This is a genomic window from Paraburkholderia sp. J11-2 (assembly GCF_905220185.1).
In the GTDB taxonomy this organism is placed as follows: domain Bacteria; phylum Pseudomonadota; class Gammaproteobacteria; order Burkholderiales; family Burkholderiaceae; genus Paraburkholderia.
The window spans coordinates 410,256-430,366 of the sequence record NZ_CAJMYY010000004.1; the positions used below are offsets into that span (position 1 = coordinate 410,256).

Consider the following 20,111-nt stretch of genomic DNA (forward strand, 5'->3'; position numbering starts at 1 on the left):
CGTCGCTCCGGGCGCTCAGAACTGGATGCCCGATCGCTCGGCGACCGTGTGCATGTCCTTGTCGCCGCGGCCCGACAGGTTCACCAGCAGGATTTTGTCCTTCGGCAATGTCGGGGCGAGCTTCGCCGCGTACGCGAGCGCATGGCTCGATTCGAGCGCGGGAATGATGCCTTCGATGCGACAGCAGTCGTGGAAGCCCTTGAGCGCTTCTTCGTCGTCGATCGTGACGTATTGCGCGCGGCCGCTGTCCTTGAGCCACGCGTGCTCGGGACCCACGCCCGGATAGTCGAGGCCCGCCGAAACCGAATGCGTCTCGATGATCTGGCCGTTCTCGTCCTGCAGCAGATAGGTGCGATTGCCGTGCAGCACGCCCACGGTGCCTGCCGCGAGCGAGGCGGCGTGACGGCCCGTTTCCATGCCGTCGCCGGCGGGCTCGACGCCGATCAACTGCACCGAAGTGTCCTCGATATACGGGTAAAAGATACCCATCGCGTTCGAACCGCCGCCCACGCAGGCGATCACGGAGTCGGGCTGGCGGCCCGTCATTTCGGGCATCTGCACGCGGCATTCGTCGCCGATCACGCGCTGGAAGTCGCGCACCATCATCGGGTACGGGTGCGGGCCCGCCACCGTGCCGATAATGTAGAACGTGTTTTCGACGTTGGTGACCCAGTCGCGCATGGCTTCGTTGAGCGCGTCCTTGAGCGTGCGCGAGCCCGACTCGACCGGAACCACGGTCGCGCCCAGCAGCTTCATGCGGTAGACATTGGCGGCCTGGCGGCGCACATCTTCGGCGCCCATGTAGACCACGCATTCCATGCCGAAGCGCGCCGCGATGGTCGCGGTGGCCACGCCGTGCTGACCCGCGCCGGTTTCGGCGATCACGCGCGGCTTGCCCATGCGCTTGGCGAGCAGCGCCTGGCCGATCACGTTGTTCACCTTGTGCGCGCCGGTGTGATTCAGGTCTTCGCGCTTGAGATAGATCTGCGCGCCGCCCAGCAGCTCGCTCCAACGCTGCGCGTGATAAATCGGCGACGGACGGCCGACAAAATGCTTCAACTCGCGCTCATATTCGGCGCGGAAGTCGGGATCGTCCTTGAATTTCGCGTAGGCGTCGCGCAGCTCGTCGATCGCCTGCATGAGGGTTTCGGCAGCGAAAACGCCGCCATAGGGGCCGAAATGGCCACGTTCATCTGGCAAATTGTACATAAGTCACTCGCTCGGCCGGACTTGGGAGGGCCCACGTTGCGTGGACCGTGCCGGCCAAAGGGGCATCCGCCCCGGATTCATCCCGCGTCCGCTTCGCGCACTGCGCGCACGAACGCCGCCATGCGGGCGTGATCCTTCACGCCCTTTGCGCCCGGAACCTCGATGCCACTGGAGACATCGACAGCGAACGGACGCACCTGGCGAATCGCATCACCGACGTTTTGCGCGTTCAAGCCACCACTCAAAACGGCCCGACGCGCGAGCCCTGCGGGAATAAGTGACCAATCGAAGACCTTTCCGCCGCCGCCGTAACCTTCGACATGGGTGTCGAACAAGAGGCCGCTGGCTGATGAATAACGATTAGCCGATTCTATCAAATCGGCTTGCTGAGTATCGGCCGCCACTCGCAGCGCGCGCAACCAGGGCAAACCGGCAACGGAAGCCAGCGACTCGCACTGCTCGGGCGTTTCGTCGCCGTGGAACTGGAGCATCGTGAGCGAGACGTTGCTCGCCACTTCGCTCATCCACTGCGGCGTGGCGTTCACGAAGAGACCCACGACCGAGACGAATGGCGGCAGGTCGTGCGTGAGCTCGACCGCCTGCGCCACGCTCACCGAGCGCGGGCTGGGCGGGTAGAACACGAGGCCGACGGCGTCCGCGCCGAGGTCGATGGCGTGCGCAAGCGCCTCGGGCGTCGAAAGTCCGCACAACTTGATGCGGGTGCGGTGCGCGGGGGCGGATGGCTCGGCTGACGTCATGATCGTAAGTGCGGTGTCGGTCTCGATGATTCAAGCAGGCGGCGCTTCAGGCGCGGCCTTCGGGCGCGTCGCTCCAGATCGCGCTCCACGGCACGCTGGCCGTATGCGGCGCGGGTACCGCGAACTCGTCAGGATAGCCTACCTGCGCGAGATAGAGGCCGTCGGGCATGAAGGTCGGCGCCGCCACGGTGCGGTCGCGGCCCGCCAGCACTTCAGCCATCCACGCGGCCGGATAGCGCCCTCGCCCCACGGCCACGAGGCAACCCATCAGGTTGCGGACCATGTGGTGCAGGAACGCGTTGGCGCGAAAGCGGAAGTGGATGAAGTCGCCCTGCGGCCGGATATCGATCTGGTACAGATGCTTCACCGGCGTCTTCGCCTGGCACTCGGACGAGCGAAACGACGAAAAATCGTGCTCGCCGATGAGATGCGCTGCCGCCTCGCGCATGGCATCGACGTCGAGCGGCGTGTGGATCCAGCCCGCCCGGGCCGCCAGCATCGGCGAGCGCACGGGGTTCACGTAGAGCACGTAGTAGTACGTGCGCTCGAACGCCGCAAAGCGCGCGTGGAACGCGTCGGGCATCGGCTTGGCCCACTGCACGGCCACCGTCGAGGGCAGGAACGCGTTGGTGCCGCGCACCCACGAGAACGGCGTGCGGTCGAGATCGGTGTCGAAGTGCACGACCTGGCCGAGCCCGTGCACGCCCGTGTCGGTGCGGCCCGCGACGATGGTGGACAGCGGCACGGTGGCGAACTCGCGCAGCGCGCGCTCGAGCGCGTCCTGCACCGTCTTGCCGTGCGGCTGCGACTGCCAGCCGCAGAACGCGGCGCCGTCGTACTGGATTCCTAGCGCGATACGCATACGGCTTGCGGCAGCGTCACGAAAGCGGAGCGAGCGTCGACAGCAGCGCCTGCGCGTCGCTGCGCGTGGCGGGGTCGTTCGACTCGATCACTTCGTTGATGAGCGAGCGGGCGCCGGACACGTCGCCAAGCGCGATGTATTCGTGAGCGAGATCGAGCTTGTTGCGCGCGATGCGCGCGAGCTGCTCGGGCGTGAAGACCGGCAGCGGCTCCGCCGAATCGGGCGGCAGGTTTAGGTCGAAGTCGAGCGTGAGCGCGCCAAAACGCGGCGCGCCGAGGCCTGCGAGCGCGCCCGCGCCCGCCGTCCCCGCCTCGATGGCCTCGCCCGCCATCCGCGTCGGCGGCTCGAAGAACGGCGACGAGAGCCGCGCCGATGCCTCGGGCGTGGCGGCCGGCTCGGTCGAGAGCGGCGCCGTGGGGATGACCGGCTCTCCGATACGCGGCGGCAGGGGCAGGTCGAGGCCCCCCAGCGCTTCGATTGCATCGTGCGGGAAAGCGATCGGAACTTCGGCGTAGCTCATGTCTTCTGCGGTGACTGCGGGTACTGACGGAATTTCAGGTGCGGCATGCGGCGCCGGCGGGCGCTCGAAGCCTTCGGCAACAGGCGGCGTTTGCACGACGGGCGGCTCGGCCTCTGGCGCGTGCAACGTTTGCGCGGCTTGCGGAGCGCCATCGCCGAAATCCAGCGCGATATCGGGTGTTGCGGGCTTCTGGGCGCGCGCCGGCTCTTCCAGCGTGCGCGCCAGCGCCTCGGCGTCTTCGGCTGTGCGCGGCGCACCGATGCTTTCGGGCGGCAGCGCATCCGCGCCCAGGTCCGCCGCGGCGGCAAGGCTTGCGGCTTCGGTCGCGTCGGCCAGCGTCTGCGATTCGCCCGCTTCGGCGCCGTGCGGCTGCTCATGTGCTGCGTGAGCTTCTTGCTCGATAGTCGGCTCGTGCGGCGTAGCAGGATGCAGCTTCTCGGTCAGCGTAGGCGGCAGCGCTTCGTCGTGCTCCAGCGGCACGGCCGAGACGGTGGGCGTAGGCACCGGCGTGATCGCGACTTCGTCCGCCTTGGGCGCAGGCGCATTCGCGCCCGCATCCGGCTCCTCCGCTGCGTGCGCAATCGGCTCGCGCAACACTGGCGGCGCTTCGACCACAGGCGCGGCGGCTACAGCGGCTGCGGAGGACGTCGACGGCGTCGGCTCGTGCGCTTCGGGCGAGACGTCGGACGCCTGATCGACGGGTTGCTTGCGCTTGCGCATGAGCAGCCGCACAAACAACGCCAGCAGCGCGACGACGACCGCCGCCACGCCACCCATGGCGATCGGCGAGACTTCCGGTTGAGCGCCAGCCGCGCCGGCATTCGCTGCGCCGTTCGGCACCGGTGCGCCGCCTTGCGCGGCAGGCACACCCGCGGACGCGCCGCCCGCGGTTTGCGCCGGCTTGCCGATGCCGTGCTGCTGCAACGCCATCAGCACACGGTTCTTCAATGCGAGGAGTTGCTGGAGGCTGGAGACCTTCGCGCCTTGCGCCGGCGCGCCTGCCGCGCTGCTGGCCGGGGCCGGCTGGACCGAGCCGCTCCACACGTGCGCGTCGCTGGCCTCTGACACCGGCGCAGCGGCACTCGCGCTCGTCGCCGCTCCGGAGGCGCCTTGCGCGGCCGCTTCGGGGCCGCTCGTCGCAACTGCCGCCGAAGCAGGTGCCGACGTTGCCGCGGCTGCGCTGGCCGCACTTGCGCCAGCCGTAGCGGCAGCCGCCGACGACGATGCAGCCGCTACCGCCTCGGCGGCGGCACTCGAAGCCGCGGCAGGCGTGCTGGCGGACGCTGCAGGCGCAGCAGGCGCGCTCGCCGCCGCAGCAGGCGCGCTGGCGGCAGCCGAAGCCGCAGCCGCCCCACCCGGTGCCGCCGTCATGCCCGCAGCCGCGCTGGAAACGTCCGGTGTAGCCGGCACGTTCAGCGTCGCGCCCACGCGCATGCGGCTGGGATCCTGCTTGATGAACGCATTGGGGTTCGCATCGAACAGCGCCTGGCTCATGCGCGCGAGCGTGGCCTTGTCGTGCGACTGCGTGAGGTCAACAGCTACGTCATGCAGCGACTGGCCGGGACGAACGGTGTATTGCCCCGCGACGCTCACCGCAGCGGCGGCAGCGGCGGCGCTCGCAGCGCCTGGCGCCGCACTTGCGCCGCCCTGCGCGGCGGCCAGGCCGCAGAACAGGAAACTCGCCGCCGCCACAGTGGCGCGGATCGCACGCCGCCCTTGGGCGCGCTTCGCGCGAGGCGCGGCGGAAACAGAATCAAATCGAACGATCATCAGTTGCCCTGGCATACCGCTCTTGCGGCTGTCGATCAAATAGGAGTGTGCTTCGGGGCGATTGCATCGATGCATGCGGTAAAAAGCATGCAATAAAAAAAGCGCCGCGACTGGCGCGGCGCTTTTCACCCTGTCTACGCGTCATTAGCCGCGTAGTTTAATTCATTCACTTGTCGAGCAGAATGCGCAACATGCGACGCAGCGGTTCCGCCGCACCCCACAGCAGCTGATCGCCCACCGTGAAGGCCGACAGATACTCGCCGCCCATGGCCAGCTTGCGCAAGCGGCCCACCGGCACCGACAGCGTGCCCGTGACCTTCGCCGGCGACAGATCGCGCATCGAAGCCTCGCGCTGGTTCGGCACGACCTTGACCCAGTCGTTGGCCGAGGCGAGGATGCCGTCGATCTCGTCGAGCGGCACGTCCTTCTTCAGCTTGATCGTGAGCGCCTGCGAGTGGCAGCGCATCGCGCCGATACGCACGCACAGGCCGTCCACCGGAATCGAGCCCGGCTGGCCCATGGCCGGCTTGCCGAGAATCTTGTTGGTTTCCGCGCCGCCCTTCCACTCTTCCTTCGACATGCCGTTGCCGAGGTCCTTGTCGATCCAGGGGATCAGCGAGCCCGCGAGCGGCACGCCGAAGTGCTCGGTCGGCATGGCGTCGCTGTTCATCGTGGCGAGCACCTTGCGGTCGATGTCGAGAATGGCCGACGACGGGTTAGCGAGGTCGCTCGCAACCGCTGCGTTGAGCGCGCCCATCTGCGAGAGCAGCTCGCGCATGTTCTGCGCGCCCGCGCCCGAAGCGGCCTGGTACGTCATGGCCGTGATCCAGTCGACGAGGTTTTCGCGGAACAGGCCGCCCAGCGCCATCAGCATGAGGCTGACCGTGCAGTTGCCGCCGATGAAGTCCTTCTGACCCTTGACCAGCGCGTCCTTGATGACGTCGAGGTTGACCGGGTCGAGGATGATGACCGCATCGTCCTTCATGCGCAGCGCCGAGGCCGCGTCGATCCAGTAACCGGTCCAGCCCGCGGCGCGCAGCTTCGGATACACCTCGTTGGTGTAGTCGCCGCCCTGGCAGGTGATGATGATGTCGCACTTCTTGAGCTCGTCGACGCTGTTCGCGTCCTTGAGCTTCGTCTCGTTTTTGGCGAACGACGGAGCCGCGCCGCCTGCATTGCTGGTGCTGAAAAACACCGGTTCGATCAGGTCGAAATCACGTTCTTCCTGCATGCGCTGCATCAGCACGCTGCCGACCATGCCGCGCCAACCTACGAGACCTACGTTCATGACTAACCCTTGAGATGGACACTTCCCCGCTTCGCTCGCCCGGCGTGGCCGCGCGGGGAAGATGAGCGGGCACGACGAGCGATCAACGAATGGTGATCGTTTTCGTAATCGTTTTCGTGGTAATGGCGAGCGAAATCGCGCGGGCCGTGCCGCGGATGTTCGTAACAGTCGTGATCGGGGAGATCTTCGCCATCGAAGCAATATACACGAAACAGTTAATTTGCGCGGAAAAAACCATACTTTCCGCTATTTGCAACGCCATTCTTCAGGCGCGCGAAATAACAAAGGGCACGCCTGAAACGGCGTGCCCTTCGTGTGGCGTTACAGCGCTGCGATCACCGCGTCGCCCATTGCCACCGTGCCGACCTGCTTGCAGTCCGGCGTGACGATGTCGGCGGTGCGATAGCCTTGCTCGAGCACCTTCTTCACCGCGCTCTCGATACGGTCCGCCTGCTCCGGGCGGCCGAGCGAGTAGCGCAGCATCATGGCCGCCGAAAGGATCGTGGCGAGCGGGTTGGCAATGCCCTTGCCCGCGATATCCGGCGCCGAACCGTGCGACGGCTCGTACAGACCCTTGTTGTTCTTGTCGAGCGAGGCCGAGGGCAGCATGCCGATCGAGCCCGTGAGCATTGCGGCTTCGTCCGAAAGAATGTCGCCGAACATGTTGCCGGTCACGACCACGTCGAAGGCCTTGGGCGCCTTCACGAGCTGCATGGCCGCGTTGTCGACGTACATGTGCGACAGCTCGACGTCCGGATACTCCTTCGAGACATCGATCATGATGTCCTTCCAGAACTGCGACGTTTCGAGCACGTTGGCCTTGTCGACCGAGGTCAGCTTCTTCTGGCGCTTCTGCGCAGCCTGGAACGCCACGTGAGCGATGCGACGCACTTCGGGTTCCGCATAGCGCATCGTGTCGAAGCCTTCGCGTGCACCCTTGAAGTTGCCGTCCGGCGCTTCGCGCGTACCGCGCGGCTGGCCGAAGTAGATGTCGCCGTTCAGTTCACGGACGATCAGGATGTCGAGGCCCGAAACGATTTCCGGCTTCAGCGACGACGCCCCCGTGAGCTGCGGATAGCAGATCGCCGGGCGGAAGTTCGCGAACAGTTCCAGATGCTTGCGCAGGCCGAGAATGGCCTGCTCCGGACGCAGCGCGCGCTCGAGCTTGTCGTACTTCCAGTCGCCCACGGCGCCGAACAGGATCGCGTCGGCGGACTTTGCCAGCGCGAGCGTTGCGTCGGGCAGCGGGTGGCCGCTTGCCTCGTAGCCCGCGCCGCCAACGGGCGCCTCTTCCAGCTCGAACTTTTCGCCGAGTGCGTTGAGCACCTTCACGGCTTCCTTGACGATCTCGGGACCGATGCCGTCGCCCGGCAGCACTGCAATCTTCATCCTGTGATTCCTCGCTCAGTTGTTCGGTGTGCGCTTATCTGCGTTTGTTCGCCGCGTATCAAAGCACGCGGTTGTTCAGCCACGGCTGGCGCGCGAGGCGCTCGGCTTCGTACTGGCGGATCTTGTCGGCGTGACGCAGCGTGAGGCCGATGTCGTCGAAGCCGTTCAAGAGGCAGTAGCGGCGGAACGCGGCCACTTCGAACGGATATTCCTTCGAGCCGTCGGTCGTGCGCACGACCTGCTTGTCCAGATCGACCGTGAGCTGGAAGCCGTTGAACGCGTACGTTTCGTTGAACAGGTGATCCACGTCCGATTCGGACAGCACGATCGGCAGCAGGCCGTTCTTGAAGCAGTTGTTATAGAAGATGTCCGCGAAGCTCGGCGCGATGATCGCGCGGAAACCGTACTGGTCGAGCGCCCACGGCGCGTGCTCGCGTGAGCTGCCGCAGCCGAAGTTCTTGCGCGTGAGCAGCACCGAAGCGCCTTGATAACGCGGCTGGTTCAGCACGAAGTCCGGGTTCAGCGGGCGCTTCGAGTTGTCCTGGCCCGGCTCGCCGTGATCGAGATAACGCCACTCGTCGAAGGCATTCGGGCCGAAGCCGGTGCGCTTGATCGACTTGAGGAACTGCTTCGGAATGATCGCGTCGGTATCGACGTTCTCGCGATCGAGCGGCGCCACGACGCCGGTGTGTACGATGAATTTTTCCATGATCGTGTTGCCTTACCCGAGCTTGCGAATGTCGACGAAATGGCCTTCGATTGCCGCGGCGGCTGCCATGGCCGGGCTCACGAGGTGCGTGCGACCGCCCGCGCCCTGGCGGCCTTCGAAGTTGCGGTTCGAAGTCGATGCGCAACGCTCGCCCGGCTCCAGCCGGTCGGCGTTCATCGCGAGGCACATCGAGCAACCCGGCTCACGCCATTCGAAGCCCGCTTCCGTGAACACCTTGTCGAGGCCTTCGCGCTCGGCTTGCGCCTTCACGAGACCCGAGCCCGGCACGACCATCGCGAGGCGGATATTCGGCGCCACGCGGCGGCCGAGTTTCTTCACGACATAAGCGGCCGAGCGCAGGTCTTCGATACGCGCGTTCGTGCACGAACCGATGAAGATCTTGTCCGGCTTGATCGACTCGATCGGCGTATTCGGTTCGAGCGCCATGTATTGCAGCGCGCGTTCCATCGCGTCGCGCTTGACCGGGTCCTTCTCGCGCTCGGGGTCCGGCACGCGGCTGTCGACCGACGTCACCATTTCCGGCGACGTGCCCCACGTGACCTGCGGGACGATGTCGGCTGCAGTCAGTTCGACCACGCGGTCGAAGTGCGCGCCTTCGTCGGTGCGGAAGTTCTTCCAGTATTCGACGGCCTGATCCCACTCCGCGCCTTGCGGCGAGAACGGACGGCCCTTCAGGTATTCGATCGTGGTGTCGTCCACGGCGACCATGCCTGCGCGCGCACCGCCTTCGATCGCCATGTTGCACACGGTCATGCGGCCTTCCATCGTGAGGCCGCGGATCATCGAGCCGCCGAACTCCATGGCGTAGCCCGTGCCGCCCGCCGTGCCGATCTTGCCGATGATGGCGAGCACGATGTCCTTCGCGGTGCAGCCGCGCGGCAGTTGGCCCTCGACCTTCACGAGCATGTTCTTGCTCTTCTTTTGCAGCAGCGTTTGCGTGGCCAGCACGTGCTCGACTTCCGAGGTGCCGATGCCGTGCGCAAGCGCGCCGAACGCGCCGTGCGTGGACGTGTGCGAGTCGCCGCAGACGATCGTCATGCCGGGCAGCGTCGCGCCCTGCTCCGGACCCACGATGTGCACGATGCCCTGGCGCTGGTCGGCCATCTTGAACTGCGTGATGCCGAAGGCGTCGCAGTTCGAATCGAGCGTGTCCACCTGCAGCTTCGAGACCGGATCGGCAATGCCGTGGCTGCGGTCGGTGGTGGGCACGTTATGGTCGGACACCGCCAGGTTCGCGCTGATGCGCCACACGGGGCGCTCGTGCATCTTCAGGCCTTCGAAAGCCTGCGGGCTGGTGACTTCGTGCAACAGATGACGGTCGATGTAGAGAATCGTCGTGCCATCGTCTTCCGTGTGGACCACATGGGTGTCCCACAATTTGTCGTAGAGCGTCTTTGCCATGATGTGCGGGGGAATTGTTTGACTGCGGGGCAATACGGTTGTGTGAATCGATTATGCCACGCGAAACCCGCCCACTACAGGGCCTTTCCTGAAAAAAAGCGATAAAAAACAGTGAGTTGGGTGGTAGTCGCGATACCTGTATCAGCGTTACCCGGCGAGCGCGGGTGTCGTGGCGCAACCGTGTCGCGCCAAAGCGTGCGCACGTCGGGGGCTCGCTGCAGGGATTCGGGATGCAAAAAGAGATGCGCCGGCCCGACCACGACCGGCGCAAGTTGGTTACCGCTGTGAGAACGGTGAAACATGGGCTTCGGAATTCGCGACACAGGGGGAGCCGCGTCACCGACGTCCATACCTGTCTAACGGCAATTTGGCGCCAGGGTTTAATCGGGGCCAACGCCGCGCTCCAAAACGGTGCGCAAGCGCCATGGCAATTTAATTAGTCATCCTGATTTTCATGATGCTTCACCCACATCTGGCGGCCGTTTCCACCGGAGAGCGCACGAGTCGCCGGAACGGACACTGCCCGATCAGGCACGAGGTTTGCGAGACGAACGCGGCCGCATGGAATTCCACCTTGTGATTTCATCGTACTCAATAAACAACGCCGCGGCCGGCCAGCCAAACTCGGAGGCTTCATGCCACTCGCAATCTGCATTGCGCAGCACAGAACAAGCAGAATAAAACCAACGGCGCCGCGCCGCTCGCGGGCCACGCAGCGTATGTCACTTGCCGCCATGGCATGCGCCCTCGTCGCGCTGGCCCCGCGCGCCGAGGCGCAAACCCCCTCGCCGCTTGGCGAATGGCAGTATTCCGCCGGCATTCCGCTCGAAAAGATGTTTGAGCCAAACCGTCCCGACTTCGAAGCGCGGCTTGGCGTGGGCGCGACTTTCGAACCGCGCTACGACGGCTCGGACCGCTATCACACCCTGGTCGGCCCGAGCATCGACCTGCGCTACAAGGACATCCTGTTCGGCTCGACGGGGGAGGGCTTCGGCGCCAACGTGCTGCAGGGCCCAAACTGGCGCGTGAGCGTCGCCGCGGCCTACGACCTCGGACGGCGCGGCCAGGACGACCCGACGCGGCTGTACGGGATGGGCAACATCAACCCGGCGCCGGAATTGAAGATCGCTGGCGAGTATGTAATCTCGAAGGACTTCCCGCTCGTGCTGCGCACCGCCTTCACGCGCAGCTTCGGCGGCTCGAATGGCTGGACTGCAGACCTCGGCGCCTATATGCCGCTGCCGGGCAGCAACGAGAACTTCTACTGGTTCGCCGGCCCTTCGGTCACGTTCGCCGACTCCAACTACATGCAGAGCTGGTTTGGCGTGACGCCGCAGCAGGCGGCGGCATCCGGTTACCGCCAGTACGACGCGAGCGCGGGCCTCAAGTCGGCCGGCTTCGGCATCACGATGGTCTACTTCGTCAACAAACATTGGTTCGTGAGCGCCGACGGCGCGATCAAGCGCCTGCTCGGCAGCGCCGCGCATAGTCCGATCATCCAGACGAAGACGGGGGGCGTTTGCGACGTTTCGATCAATTACCAGTTCTAGCGCTGCCGCGCGCTACCGGCAGCCAAGATCGTCGAACTCCTTCTCCGCGTCGCGGCGCTGGTTGTAGCGCTGCATCGTGTTTTCCTGTTCCCCGTAGTGCCCGTAATTCGGCACGACGGCGTTCGCCTGATCGGTCCCTGCCGGTCTGAATGCGTGGTCATACTCCGCCGCAACCTCCTTGCAACGCCTCGTCAGATCGTTCGCCCGATCGCTCCTGGAAGGCGCGGTTGCCACGCCGAAGTTCTTCTGTAGAGGGCTCAGATATTGCCGCGACGTCGAGTCCGGTGCGGCGGGTTGCTCGACCGTCTGTGCTGAAGCGCGGCTCGCCAGCGTGAAAAGACAAAGTAGTACGAAGAGAATGCGGGCGGTCATGTTCGTCGGTCCGGAAAAAAGGCGGAATCGTATCCGCGTCGCACCAACTCACACGTGACCTGTGTCAAGCCACGGCGCTCATTCCCTGCTCATTCTTCGCCACTATGCTGACCCAATGGGCCAAAGGCCCATGAGGCCGGCTGTGCCCGCAAAAACCGCGCACGAAGGTCACATTCCTCTCTACGTTCAAAGGAACAACCATGCTTGCGCCGATCGTCACGGCCTCCTTCCTCGGTCAGCCCGCGTGGCTCTGGGTCGCCTTCCTGGCAGTGGTGATCGTGCTGCTCGCGCTCGATCTCGGCGTGCTGCACCGTGACGACCACGAAATCGGCATCCGCGAAAGTCTGTGGCTCTCGCTCGGCTATATCGTCGTGGGCGTGCTGTTCGGCGGCTTCGTCTGGTGGCAGCTCGGCGCGCAACCGGCTACCGAATACATCACCGGCTATCTCATCGAAAAATCGCTCTCGCTCGACAACGTGTTCGTCATCGCGTCGATCTTCGGTGCGCTCGCGGTGCCGCGGCAGCTTCAGCATCGCGTGCTGTTCTGGGGCATTGTCGGCGTGCTGGTGCTACGCGCATTGATGGTCGGACTCGGCGCGGCGCTCGTCACGCAGTTCGAGTGGATGCTGTACGTGTTCGGCGTGTTTCTTGCCGTGACGGGCGTGAAGATGCTGCTGGGCCCGAAGGAAGAGGCCAGCGTGGACGACAGCGCCCTGCTGCGCTGGCTGCGCCGCAAGCTGCCCGTCACGCCGCAGCTCAAGGGGCGCGCGTTTCTCGTGCGGCAAGCGCATCCGCGCACCGGCAAGCTCACGCTGCTCGCCACGCCGCTACTGCTCGCACTCGTGATGATCGAGTTCGCCGACCTGATCTTTGCTGTCGATTCGATCCCCGCGATATTTTCGATCACGACCGACCCCTTCATCGTCTATACGAGCAACATCTTCGCCGTGCTGGGTCTGCGCGCGCTCTACTTCGCGCTCGCGGCGATGGCGCACCGCTTCTATTACCTCAAGCATGCGCTCGCGCTCGTGCTCGTGTTCATCGGCGCGAAGATCTTTCTGGTGGGCATCATCGGCAAGATTCCCGCCCTGTTCAGCCTTGGCGTGACGGCAGCGCTGCTCGCGGGCGGCGTGGTGGTGTCGCTCGTCAAGACACACAAGCCGGAAGGCACGCTCGGCGCTTCATGAAGGCAAGCTGCGCGTTCCTCATTCTTCGCTCATTTTGCTCTGCGAGGATGGTTTCCATCGAGGCCGCGCTGCCCTTCAAGCAAGACGGGACGGGCCTCGATGACCTGTCACTCATCACGGAGCGCATCATGAAATGCCCCAACTGCCCTGACGTCACCCTCTCGCTCACAGAGCGTCAGGGCGTCGAACTCGACTACTGCCCGCAGTGTCGCGGCGTCTGGCTCGATCGCGGCGAACTCGACAGGCTGATCGAACGCAGCGGCACCCGGCAGTATCGCAACGAAGACGATGCACACGCATCGCGCCAGCATGGTTCGAAGCACGGCTCGCAACATGGCGACTACGCCCCGCGCCGCGCGCACGACAGCTACGGCGGCAACGGTCATCGCCGCAAGTCGTGGCTGCAGGACATCTTCGACTGAGCCACGGCTGCGCCAACCGTTCCATCGCCATCACGTTTTAAGAGGATTCCTGAACATGCGTACCTATACCTGCAACAGTCCGCAAGCCGCTGGCCGCATCGTCGCCGTCGCGATGCTCGCCGACGGCCACCTGAGCAGCGAGGAGCTGGCAGCCGTCCATCGCGCGCGCCTTGCCGACCGGCTCGGCCTCGCGCCGGGCGAATTCGGCGAAATCCTCAAGGGCCTGTGCGAGGACTTGCAGACCACCTCGCACCTGAACTGGAGCGACGCATGCAAACTCGACTCCGACGTGATGCAGCAAATCATGCGCGAACTCGACGACCCCGCGCTGCGCGCCGAAGTGCTGAATCTGTGCCATGTCGCGGTGTATTCGGACCGGCACGTTGCCGAGAACGAAGTCGCGCTGCTCGCTTCGCTTAGCCGCGCCTGGCAGAAGGAACCCTGGCAGCGCCTGCTGGCATAAGTTCGCGCGCAATGCGTGCCTTCCCCCATGCATTGCGCTATGCGGCGAGCCCCGCGCTCGCCGCGGTTTTTTACAGCGCGCAGTTCCTTGCGCGCTTTTTTTATTCGAACGTTCCGCCGCTCACGTGCAAACGGCCCAACCCAGCCCGCGCACGTTGCGGATCACCGCCTGTCCGAACTTGCGGCGCACGCTGTAAATCACGGCATCCACCGCGTTGCTTTCCACTTCCTCGCCCCAGCCATAAAGCCGCTCCTCGAGTTGCTGACGCGACAGGATCGCGCCCGGCCGCTCGAGCAGCGCGAGCATGAGCGCGTACTCGCGCGCGGAAAGGTCGTCGGACTGGCCGTCGAACGTGAGACGGCGCGCGTTCATGTCGAGCGTCACGCGGCCGCTGCCCATGGTCGGCGAGGCGAAGCCCGATTTGCGCCGCACCACGGCGCGGATGCGCGCGAGCAGTTCCTTGCTCTCGAACGGCTTCACGAGATAGTCGTCGGCGCCGAGATCGAGGCCTTCCACGCGCGTGTCCACGTCGTCGCGAGCGGTGATGATGAGCACGGGCGTGGCGTCTTGCGACTCGCGCAGGCCGCGCAACACGTCGAGCCCGCTCATGTCGGAAAGACCGAGGTCGAGCAGGATCGCCGTGTACGAGCCGTCGCGAATCGCGGTGCGGCCGCTCTCGCCCGTGCGCACCCAGTCGACGCTGTATGACGCGTCCTTCAACGCGCGCAGCAGCGCGGGCCCGATCAGCAGATCGTCTTCGATCAGCAGAATGCGCATCGTGTCCGTCCTTTGTTTCGCATGCTTCCCGGAATTTTGCCTTACCGGCTTGCACCGGATTGGCGCGGCAACTCGATTCGCGCGACGATGCCGCGTTGCCCATCGCGCCGGTTCGCGAGCGTCACGCAACCTCGGTAGCTCTGCGCCACCGCCTGCGCGATGGCGAGGCCAAGGCCGCTGCCGTGCGCATCATGACCGCCTGCGCGGAAAAACCGGTCGAATACACGCGGCAAGTCGGCCTCGGCAATGCCGGGCCCGTTGTCGGTCACCTCGATGACAACGCCTGTGCCTTCGCGGCGCACCGCTACGTCCACATTCGCGCCTTCCTGACTGTAGCGGATCGCGTTGTCCACGAGATTGCGCACGAGCACGCGCATGTCGGTTTCGGTGGCGCGCACCGTCACGTCGTCGAGACACGTCACGCCCAGATCGACACCGCGCGAGTCGGCGAGCGGGAGCAGGTCAGCCAGCACGTCGGTGACGACCTGCGGCAGCGGCACCTCCGCCAGCACGCGTTGCGCACTGCCGATTTCGGCACGCGCAAGACCGAGCAGCTGCGAGACGAGCGCGCCCGTGCGCACGATGCCGCGCCGCAACTCCTCGAAACGCTCGGGGTACTGTTCGGGCGGCGCATTGCGCAGGTTGTCGATCTGCAACTGCATGGCGGAGATCGGCGAACGCAGTTCGTGCGCGGCATCGGCGATGAACATGCGCTCGGCGTTCACGAGCACCGAAAGGCGCTCGATCATGCGATTGATCGATTCGACGAAAGGCCGCAATTCGACGGGCGCCTGCCCGGCTTCGAGCGGTTTGAGGTCGTGCAGATCGACGTTCGCGGCGCGGTGCCCGATGCGCTCGAGCGGCCGCAGCGAAACGCGCACGGTCACGGCGATCGTGAGCGCGAGCAGCGGCAGCAGCGCGAGCATGGGCAGCAGGCTCCAGAACGCCACGCGCAAGGCGTTGCGGTTGCGCATGCTGCGCGATTCGGCCACCTGAATGTATTCGTCGCCGGCGGCGAGCGCGAACACGTCCCAGGCCTCGCCGTCATAGTCGATCGACGAGAAGCCGCTTCGCGCGCGCGGCAGCGCGACGTTCGCGTTGCTCGTGCGGCTCGGTGCTTCGCCGTCGCCCTCGGACCAGATCTGCACGACGAAATCGTCGGCGGGCGAGCGCTCGCCGCGCTCCGTTGCGCGATGGGGCACGCCCGTCTGCACGTGCGCGGCCGCGTCGCGCAAAGTCGTGTTGAACTCGGCGGCGAGACTGCGCACCACGAGGAAGGTGCCGAGCGCGCCCAGCACGCCGACGAGAATCGCGAGCGTGCCGATCGCAATGCTCAGGCGGCGATGCAGGGAATGCGCGGCGAAGAACATGGAGCGTCTCGGGTTGGGAGGCGCGCTCCATCATAAAGGATTCGCGGCGTGCGTTCGGCTGCCTGGTGGGGTTCAACGATGCCCGCCGCCCATGCCGCCTCCGCCCCCATGCCCCATGCCGCTCCAGACGCCGCCGTGTCCGCCATGCCCGCCATGAAAGCCGCCATGCATGCCTGACACCGGATGCATATGCGGGCCGCCCGGGAAGACATGATCCATGTGATGAAAGTGATGGAAATGGTCAACGAACACGAACGAGCCGCCCACGAATACCGGCGGCCACCAGCCATACCACGGCCCGGCGTAGTAAGCCGTCGCGTCGGGCCAGGCGACCGGATAGACGAGCGTGTCGTCGCTCTGCATGATCTGCCATGTGCCGTCGGGTTGCAGGCATGCGACGCCGCTGATCTGCTGCGGCGCGCCGTCGATCTCGGCGGTGCCGGTAACGGGGCGGCATGGCGCCTCTGACGGGTAAGACCCATACGCGGCCTGCTGCGACGCGACCGGCGTCGTACAGGCGCTCAGCAGGCAGGCCAGCACATTGAAGGCGAGAAGTTTGCGCATGATGTCGCCCCTCGCGATGGTCCGGCCTCGTGGCGCGCGGGTTGCGCGCCGGCGCCGTGAAGACTCCATCGGTACGCCTCGCACGCGGCGCGCGAATGTGTCGGCGCGCCAGCGTGTCATCTGCAAAACGAGGGGCGTGGCAGCACTATTCCTTTTCTGGTGCGCGCTCGGGGCGAGAATGGCCCTTGCCCTGATTACCGCTTGTTTCGGCGCCGCCGAACTGCGTCAGGCCTGCCACCGCGTAGCGAACGCGCGAATGTCCGCGTTCACGCGCGCCGCATGGTTGAAGTACATGCCATGTGTGCCGCCCTCATAAACCTTCAGCGTCGCGCGTTCAAGCGCGGCCGCCGTCGGACGCCCTGTGATCTCCAGTGGCGCCGAAGCATCGCAGTCGCCGTGCAGCACGAGCGCGGATACGTCGATCGCGGCCAGTTCGCGGCGGAAGTCGGTGACCATCTGCACGCGGCTCAACTGCGCGGCTGCGCACAAAGACGTGCCCAGCATCATGTCCGCCGTCCACTGAATGACCGTGCGCGACGTGCCGGGGCTGAAGTAGGCGTCGGCGCGCCGGTCGATCCAGTCGGGAAACGACGTGAGCATTTCCGCGATCGACGCTTCGAAGAGGCTCGCGTCGAGCCCGCCGGGATTGTCGGCAGTCTTGAGCAAACAAGGCGTAGAAGCCGGCGAAACCAGCACGATGCCGGCTACGCGGCGCGAGCCGTGACGGCTCAAATAACGCACGATCTCACCGCTCGCGAACGAATGACCGACCAGCGTCACGCGCGCCAAACCTCGTGCGTCGAGTACCGCTTCGAGATCGTCGGCGAGCGTGTCGTAGTCGTAGCCACGGCCCGGGTCGCTCGAACGTCCGTGCCCGCGGCGGTCATACGCCACGCAGCGAAATCCCGCGGCTGCGAGCGGCGCGCATTGGTAGTTCCACATGTCGGCATTGAGCGTCCAGCCGGAGAGAAACACGAGCGGCACCCCATCGCCCCAGTCGCGATAGTGCAGTGCGGTCTCGTCGTCGATGCGGATCAAGCCGGGTTGGCGGGCATTGAGGGTGTCGCGTGCCATGGTCGTCGCTCCTTGCGGTTGGGGTGGGCCGATGAGGACCATGGTCGCCGATGCCGTGCGCGCCGACGATTACGTCGGAGGTAATGGCCGTGCGCCCGTGGCAAGGACGCTTGCGCGCGCTACGCGCAATCGCATCACGCCGGTGCTAGATTCGTCGCACGTACTGCCCAGGAGACGCTCATGAGCAACACTTCGCCGCGACCGGCCTTCGGCTCCGCCATCTACTATCGCAACCCATTCGCCGCGCTCGACTGGCTGGAAAAGGCGTTCGGTTTCAAGCGTCAGTTCGTCGTCACGTCGCCGGACGGAAAGCTCGGTCACTCGGAAATGCGCTTCGGGGACGGCTACGTGATGATTTGTGGCGGCTGGCCGGGCATGCCCTACACGAGCCCCGCCGAACTGGAAGGCAAGAACACGCAGTCGGTGCATGTGCAGTTGAAAAGCGGTCTCGACGCGCATTGCGAACGCGCCCGCGCCGCGGGTGCGAAGATCATTCGCGAACCGGCCGACCAGTTTTACGGCGATCGCGTCTACGCGGCTTGCGACCCCGAAGGCCATGTCTGGAGCTTCGGCGAAACCGTGCGCGAGGTCACGCGCGAAGAAGCGGAGCAGGCCAGCGGGCTGAAGATCGACGGCTGGGTTTGAGCGCGGGTGTGAGCACGACGGCGTACCTCGCGCGCAAAAGAAAAACGCCCCGACGAGTGATAGCCCGTCGGGGCGTTTGCATGACGGCTTGCGCGCAGCGCGCGCAAATCGAAATGGCTTAGCGTTGCGCGATCGGCTTGGCTTCGCGCGGCGTTTCGCCGATGAACAGCTGACGCGGACGGCCGATCTTCTGTTCGGGGTCGGCGATCATTTCGTTCCACTGCGCAATCCAGCCCACCGTACGCGCCATCGCGAAGATACACGTGAACATCGAGGTCGGGATGCCGAGTGCGCGCTGCACGATACCCGAGTAGAAGTCGACGTTCGGGTACAGCTTGCGCGACACGAAGTATTCGTCTTCCAGCGCGATCTTTTCGAGCTGCATGGCGAGCTTGAAGAGCGGATCGTCGTGCAGACCGAGTTCGTTCAGCACTTCGTAGCACGTCTCGCGCATGAGCTTCGCACGCGGGTCGTAGTTCTTGTACACGCGGTGACCGAAGCCCATCAGCTTCACGCCCGAGTTCTTGTCCTTCACTTGCTTGATGAACTCAGGAATCTTGTCCGGCGAGCCGATTTCTTCCAGCATGTTCAGTGCGGCTTCGTTCGCACCACCGTGCGCCGGGCCCCACAGACAGGCGATACCGGCCGCGATACACGCGAACGGGTTCGCGCCCGACGAGCCAGCCAGACGCACCGTCGAGGTCGAAGCGTTCTGCTCGTGGTCGGCGTGCAGAATGAGGATACGGTCGAGCGCGCGCACGAGCACGTCGTTGACCTTGTACTCTTCGCACGGGTTCGAGAACATCATGCGCATGAAGTTCGCGCTGTACGACAGATTGTTCTGCGGGTACACGAACGGCTGGCCGATCGAGTACTTGTACGCCATGGCGACGAGCGTCGGCAGCTTCGCGATCATGCGGATCGCCGACACTTCACGATGCTTCGGATTGTTGATGTCGAGCGAGTCGTGATAGAACGCCGACAGCGCGCCGACTGCGGCGACGAGAATCGCCATCGGGTGCGCGTCGCGGCGGAAGCCGCGGAAGAAGAACTGCATTTGCTCGTGAACCATCGTGTGCTGCGTGACGGTCTTGACGAACTCTTCCTTCTGCGCTGCGTTCGGCAGTTCGCCGCGGTACAGCAGGTAGCAGGTTTCGAGGAAGTCGGCGTTTTGCGCGAGGTTGTCGATCGGGTAGCCGCGGTACAGCAGTTCGCCCTTGTCCCCGTCGATGTACGTGATCGCCGAGTTGCACGACGCCGTCGACATGAAGCCCGGGTCATACGTGAACTTGCCGGTCTGACCGTACAGTTTGCGGATGTCGATCACATCCGGGCCCATCGTGCCCTTGTAGATCGGCAGTTCGACGCTCGGCGAATTGTCGCTGAACGATAGCGTGGCTTTTACATCAGACGGGGTCATAGCACATCCTCAATCGAAGATAAACACGGGATTCGATAGTTTTGTACGTCCGGCGCGGCGCCTGCAAGACAACTGCGGACGCCACCGCGCTCAGACGTTCCGAAGCAGCTCCAGCACCCGCTTCACGTCCGGGTCGGCAAGGTCGCCTTCTGGTTCCTTGCGCGCGAGCAGCAAGTCCATCAGGTCGTTATCGCTCAGCTCGAGCAGGCGCGTGAGAGCGCCCACGTCGGCGTCGCTGAGTTCATGCTCATAGCGCTCGAAAAACCGCTCAAAAATCAGATCATTTTCGAGCAGGCCGCGCCGCGCGCGCCAGCGAAGGCGCGCGCGGCGAAGGGGGTCG

20 protein-coding genes are annotated in these 20,111 nt (G+C 65.1%); 5 read left to right on the forward strand and 15 right to left on the reverse strand.

The window, feature by feature from the left end; translation table 11 throughout:
• Positions 1-15 precede the first annotated feature (15 nt).
• The 8 genes from trpB to leuC form a co-directional block, all read right to left on the reverse strand.
• Positions 16-1,209: a tryptophan synthase subunit beta gene (gene trpB / locus U5A57_RS08385; RefSeq protein WP_321909794.1), complete on the reverse strand. Its 1,194-nt coding sequence runs from the start codon at positions 1,207-1,209 to the stop codon at positions 16-18.
• 77 nt (positions 1,210-1,286) lie between these two features.
• Positions 1,287-1,967 (reverse strand): phosphoribosylanthranilate isomerase, encoded by a 681-nt coding sequence (locus U5A57_RS08390; protein WP_321909795.1) that lies wholly within the window; start codon positions 1,965-1,967, stop codon positions 1,287-1,289.
• Positions 1,968-2,013: 46 nt separating this feature from the next.
• The gene (gene truA / locus U5A57_RS08395; RefSeq protein ID WP_321909797.1) at positions 2,014-2,829 is read right to left on the reverse strand and encodes a tRNA pseudouridine(38-40) synthase TruA; all 816 of its coding nucleotides are present in this window, start codon (positions 2,827-2,829) and stop codon (positions 2,014-2,016) included.
• A gap of 16 nt (positions 2,830-2,845) precedes the next feature.
• A complete protein-coding gene (locus tag U5A57_RS08400) occupies positions 2,846-5,119 on the reverse strand; it encodes a FimV/HubP family polar landmark protein (protein ID WP_321909799.1) in 2,274 nt (757 codons plus the stop codon).
• A gap of 166 nt (positions 5,120-5,285) precedes the next feature.
• A complete protein-coding gene (gene asd / locus U5A57_RS08405; protein ID WP_321909800.1) occupies positions 5,286-6,407 on the reverse strand; it encodes an aspartate-semialdehyde dehydrogenase in 1,122 nt (373 codons plus the stop codon).
• A gap of 321 nt (positions 6,408-6,728) precedes the next feature.
• Positions 6,729-7,796, reverse strand: coding sequence for a 3-isopropylmalate dehydrogenase (leuB, locus tag U5A57_RS08410; protein ID WP_321909801.1), 1,068 nt, complete (start codon positions 7,794-7,796; stop codon positions 6,729-6,731).
• Positions 7,797-7,854: 58 nt separating this feature from the next.
• Positions 7,855-8,505, reverse strand: coding sequence for a 3-isopropylmalate dehydratase small subunit (gene leuD / locus U5A57_RS08415; RefSeq protein WP_158760568.1), 651 nt, complete (start codon positions 8,503-8,505; stop codon positions 7,855-7,857).
• A 12-nt stretch (positions 8,506-8,517) separates the two neighbouring features.
• Entirely contained in the window at positions 8,518-9,927 is a 1,410-nt protein-coding gene (gene leuC / locus U5A57_RS08420; RefSeq protein WP_321909805.1) for a 3-isopropylmalate dehydratase large subunit, read from the reverse strand.
• Positions 9,928-10,646: 719 nt separating this feature from the next.
• On the opposite strand from leuC, the gene U5A57_RS08425 reads away from it, so the two are divergent.
• Entirely contained in the window at positions 10,647-11,477 is an 831-nt protein-coding gene (locus U5A57_RS08425) for a MipA/OmpV family protein (RefSeq protein WP_321909808.1), read from the forward strand.
• A 12-nt stretch (positions 11,478-11,489) separates the two neighbouring features.
• Here U5A57_RS08425 and U5A57_RS08430 read toward each other — a convergent pair whose 3' ends face one another.
• Positions 11,490-11,849, reverse strand: a complete 360-nt coding sequence (locus U5A57_RS08430) for a hypothetical protein (RefSeq protein ID WP_321909809.1) — start codon at positions 11,847-11,849, stop codon at positions 11,490-11,492.
• A gap of 200 nt (positions 11,850-12,049) precedes the next feature.
• Here U5A57_RS08430 and U5A57_RS08435 point away from each other — a divergent pair, with 200 nt between their 5' ends.
• The 3 genes from U5A57_RS08435 (at position 12,050) to U5A57_RS08445 (ending at position 13,921) form a co-directional block, all read left to right on the forward strand.
• Positions 12,050-13,036, forward strand: coding sequence for a TerC family protein (locus U5A57_RS08435; RefSeq protein ID WP_321909810.1), 987 nt, complete (start codon positions 12,050-12,052; stop codon positions 13,034-13,036).
• A gap of 128 nt (positions 13,037-13,164) precedes the next feature.
• Positions 13,165-13,458, forward strand: a complete 294-nt coding sequence (locus tag U5A57_RS08440; protein ID WP_321909811.1) for a zf-TFIIB domain-containing protein — start codon at positions 13,165-13,167, stop codon at positions 13,456-13,458.
• Positions 13,459-13,513: 55 nt separating this feature from the next.
• Complete coding sequence (locus U5A57_RS08445; RefSeq protein WP_321909813.1) at positions 13,514-13,921, forward strand: TerB family tellurite resistance protein; 408 nt, start codon at positions 13,514-13,516, stop codon at positions 13,919-13,921.
• A 120-nt stretch (positions 13,922-14,041) separates the two neighbouring features.
• Here U5A57_RS08445 and U5A57_RS08450 read toward each other — a convergent pair whose 3' ends face one another.
• From U5A57_RS08450 to U5A57_RS08465, 4 genes are all read right to left on the reverse strand, one after another.
• Positions 14,042-14,698, reverse strand: coding sequence for a response regulator transcription factor (locus U5A57_RS08450; RefSeq protein WP_321909815.1), 657 nt, complete (start codon positions 14,696-14,698; stop codon positions 14,042-14,044).
• Between the two features lie 41 nt (positions 14,699-14,739).
• A complete protein-coding gene (locus U5A57_RS08455) occupies positions 14,740-16,068 on the reverse strand; it encodes a HAMP domain-containing sensor histidine kinase (protein WP_321909816.1) in 1,329 nt (442 codons plus the stop codon).
• Positions 16,069-16,140: 72 nt separating this feature from the next.
• Entirely contained in the window at positions 16,141-16,632 is a 492-nt protein-coding gene (locus U5A57_RS08460; RefSeq protein WP_321909818.1) for a hypothetical protein, read from the reverse strand.
• A 225-nt stretch (positions 16,633-16,857) separates the two neighbouring features.
• Entirely contained in the window at positions 16,858-17,706 is an 849-nt protein-coding gene (locus U5A57_RS08465; protein WP_321909820.1) for an alpha/beta hydrolase, read from the reverse strand.
• A gap of 180 nt (positions 17,707-17,886) precedes the next feature.
• On the opposite strand from U5A57_RS08465, the gene U5A57_RS08470 reads away from it, so the two are divergent.
• On the forward strand, positions 17,887-18,351 hold the full coding sequence (locus tag U5A57_RS08470; RefSeq protein ID WP_321909822.1) for a VOC family protein: 465 nt from the start codon (positions 17,887-17,889) through the stop codon (positions 18,349-18,351).
• Between the two features lie 118 nt (positions 18,352-18,469).
• On the opposite strand, the gene gltA is transcribed toward U5A57_RS08470, so the two are convergent.
• Positions 18,470-19,771, reverse strand: a complete 1,302-nt coding sequence (gene gltA / locus U5A57_RS08475; protein ID WP_158760579.1) for a citrate synthase — start codon at positions 19,769-19,771, stop codon at positions 18,470-18,472.
• Positions 19,772-19,861: 90 nt separating this feature from the next.
• Positions 19,862-20,111: succinate dehydrogenase assembly factor 2 (locus tag U5A57_RS08480; protein WP_321909823.1), on the reverse strand; the 250-nt coding region annotated here is incomplete at its 5' end.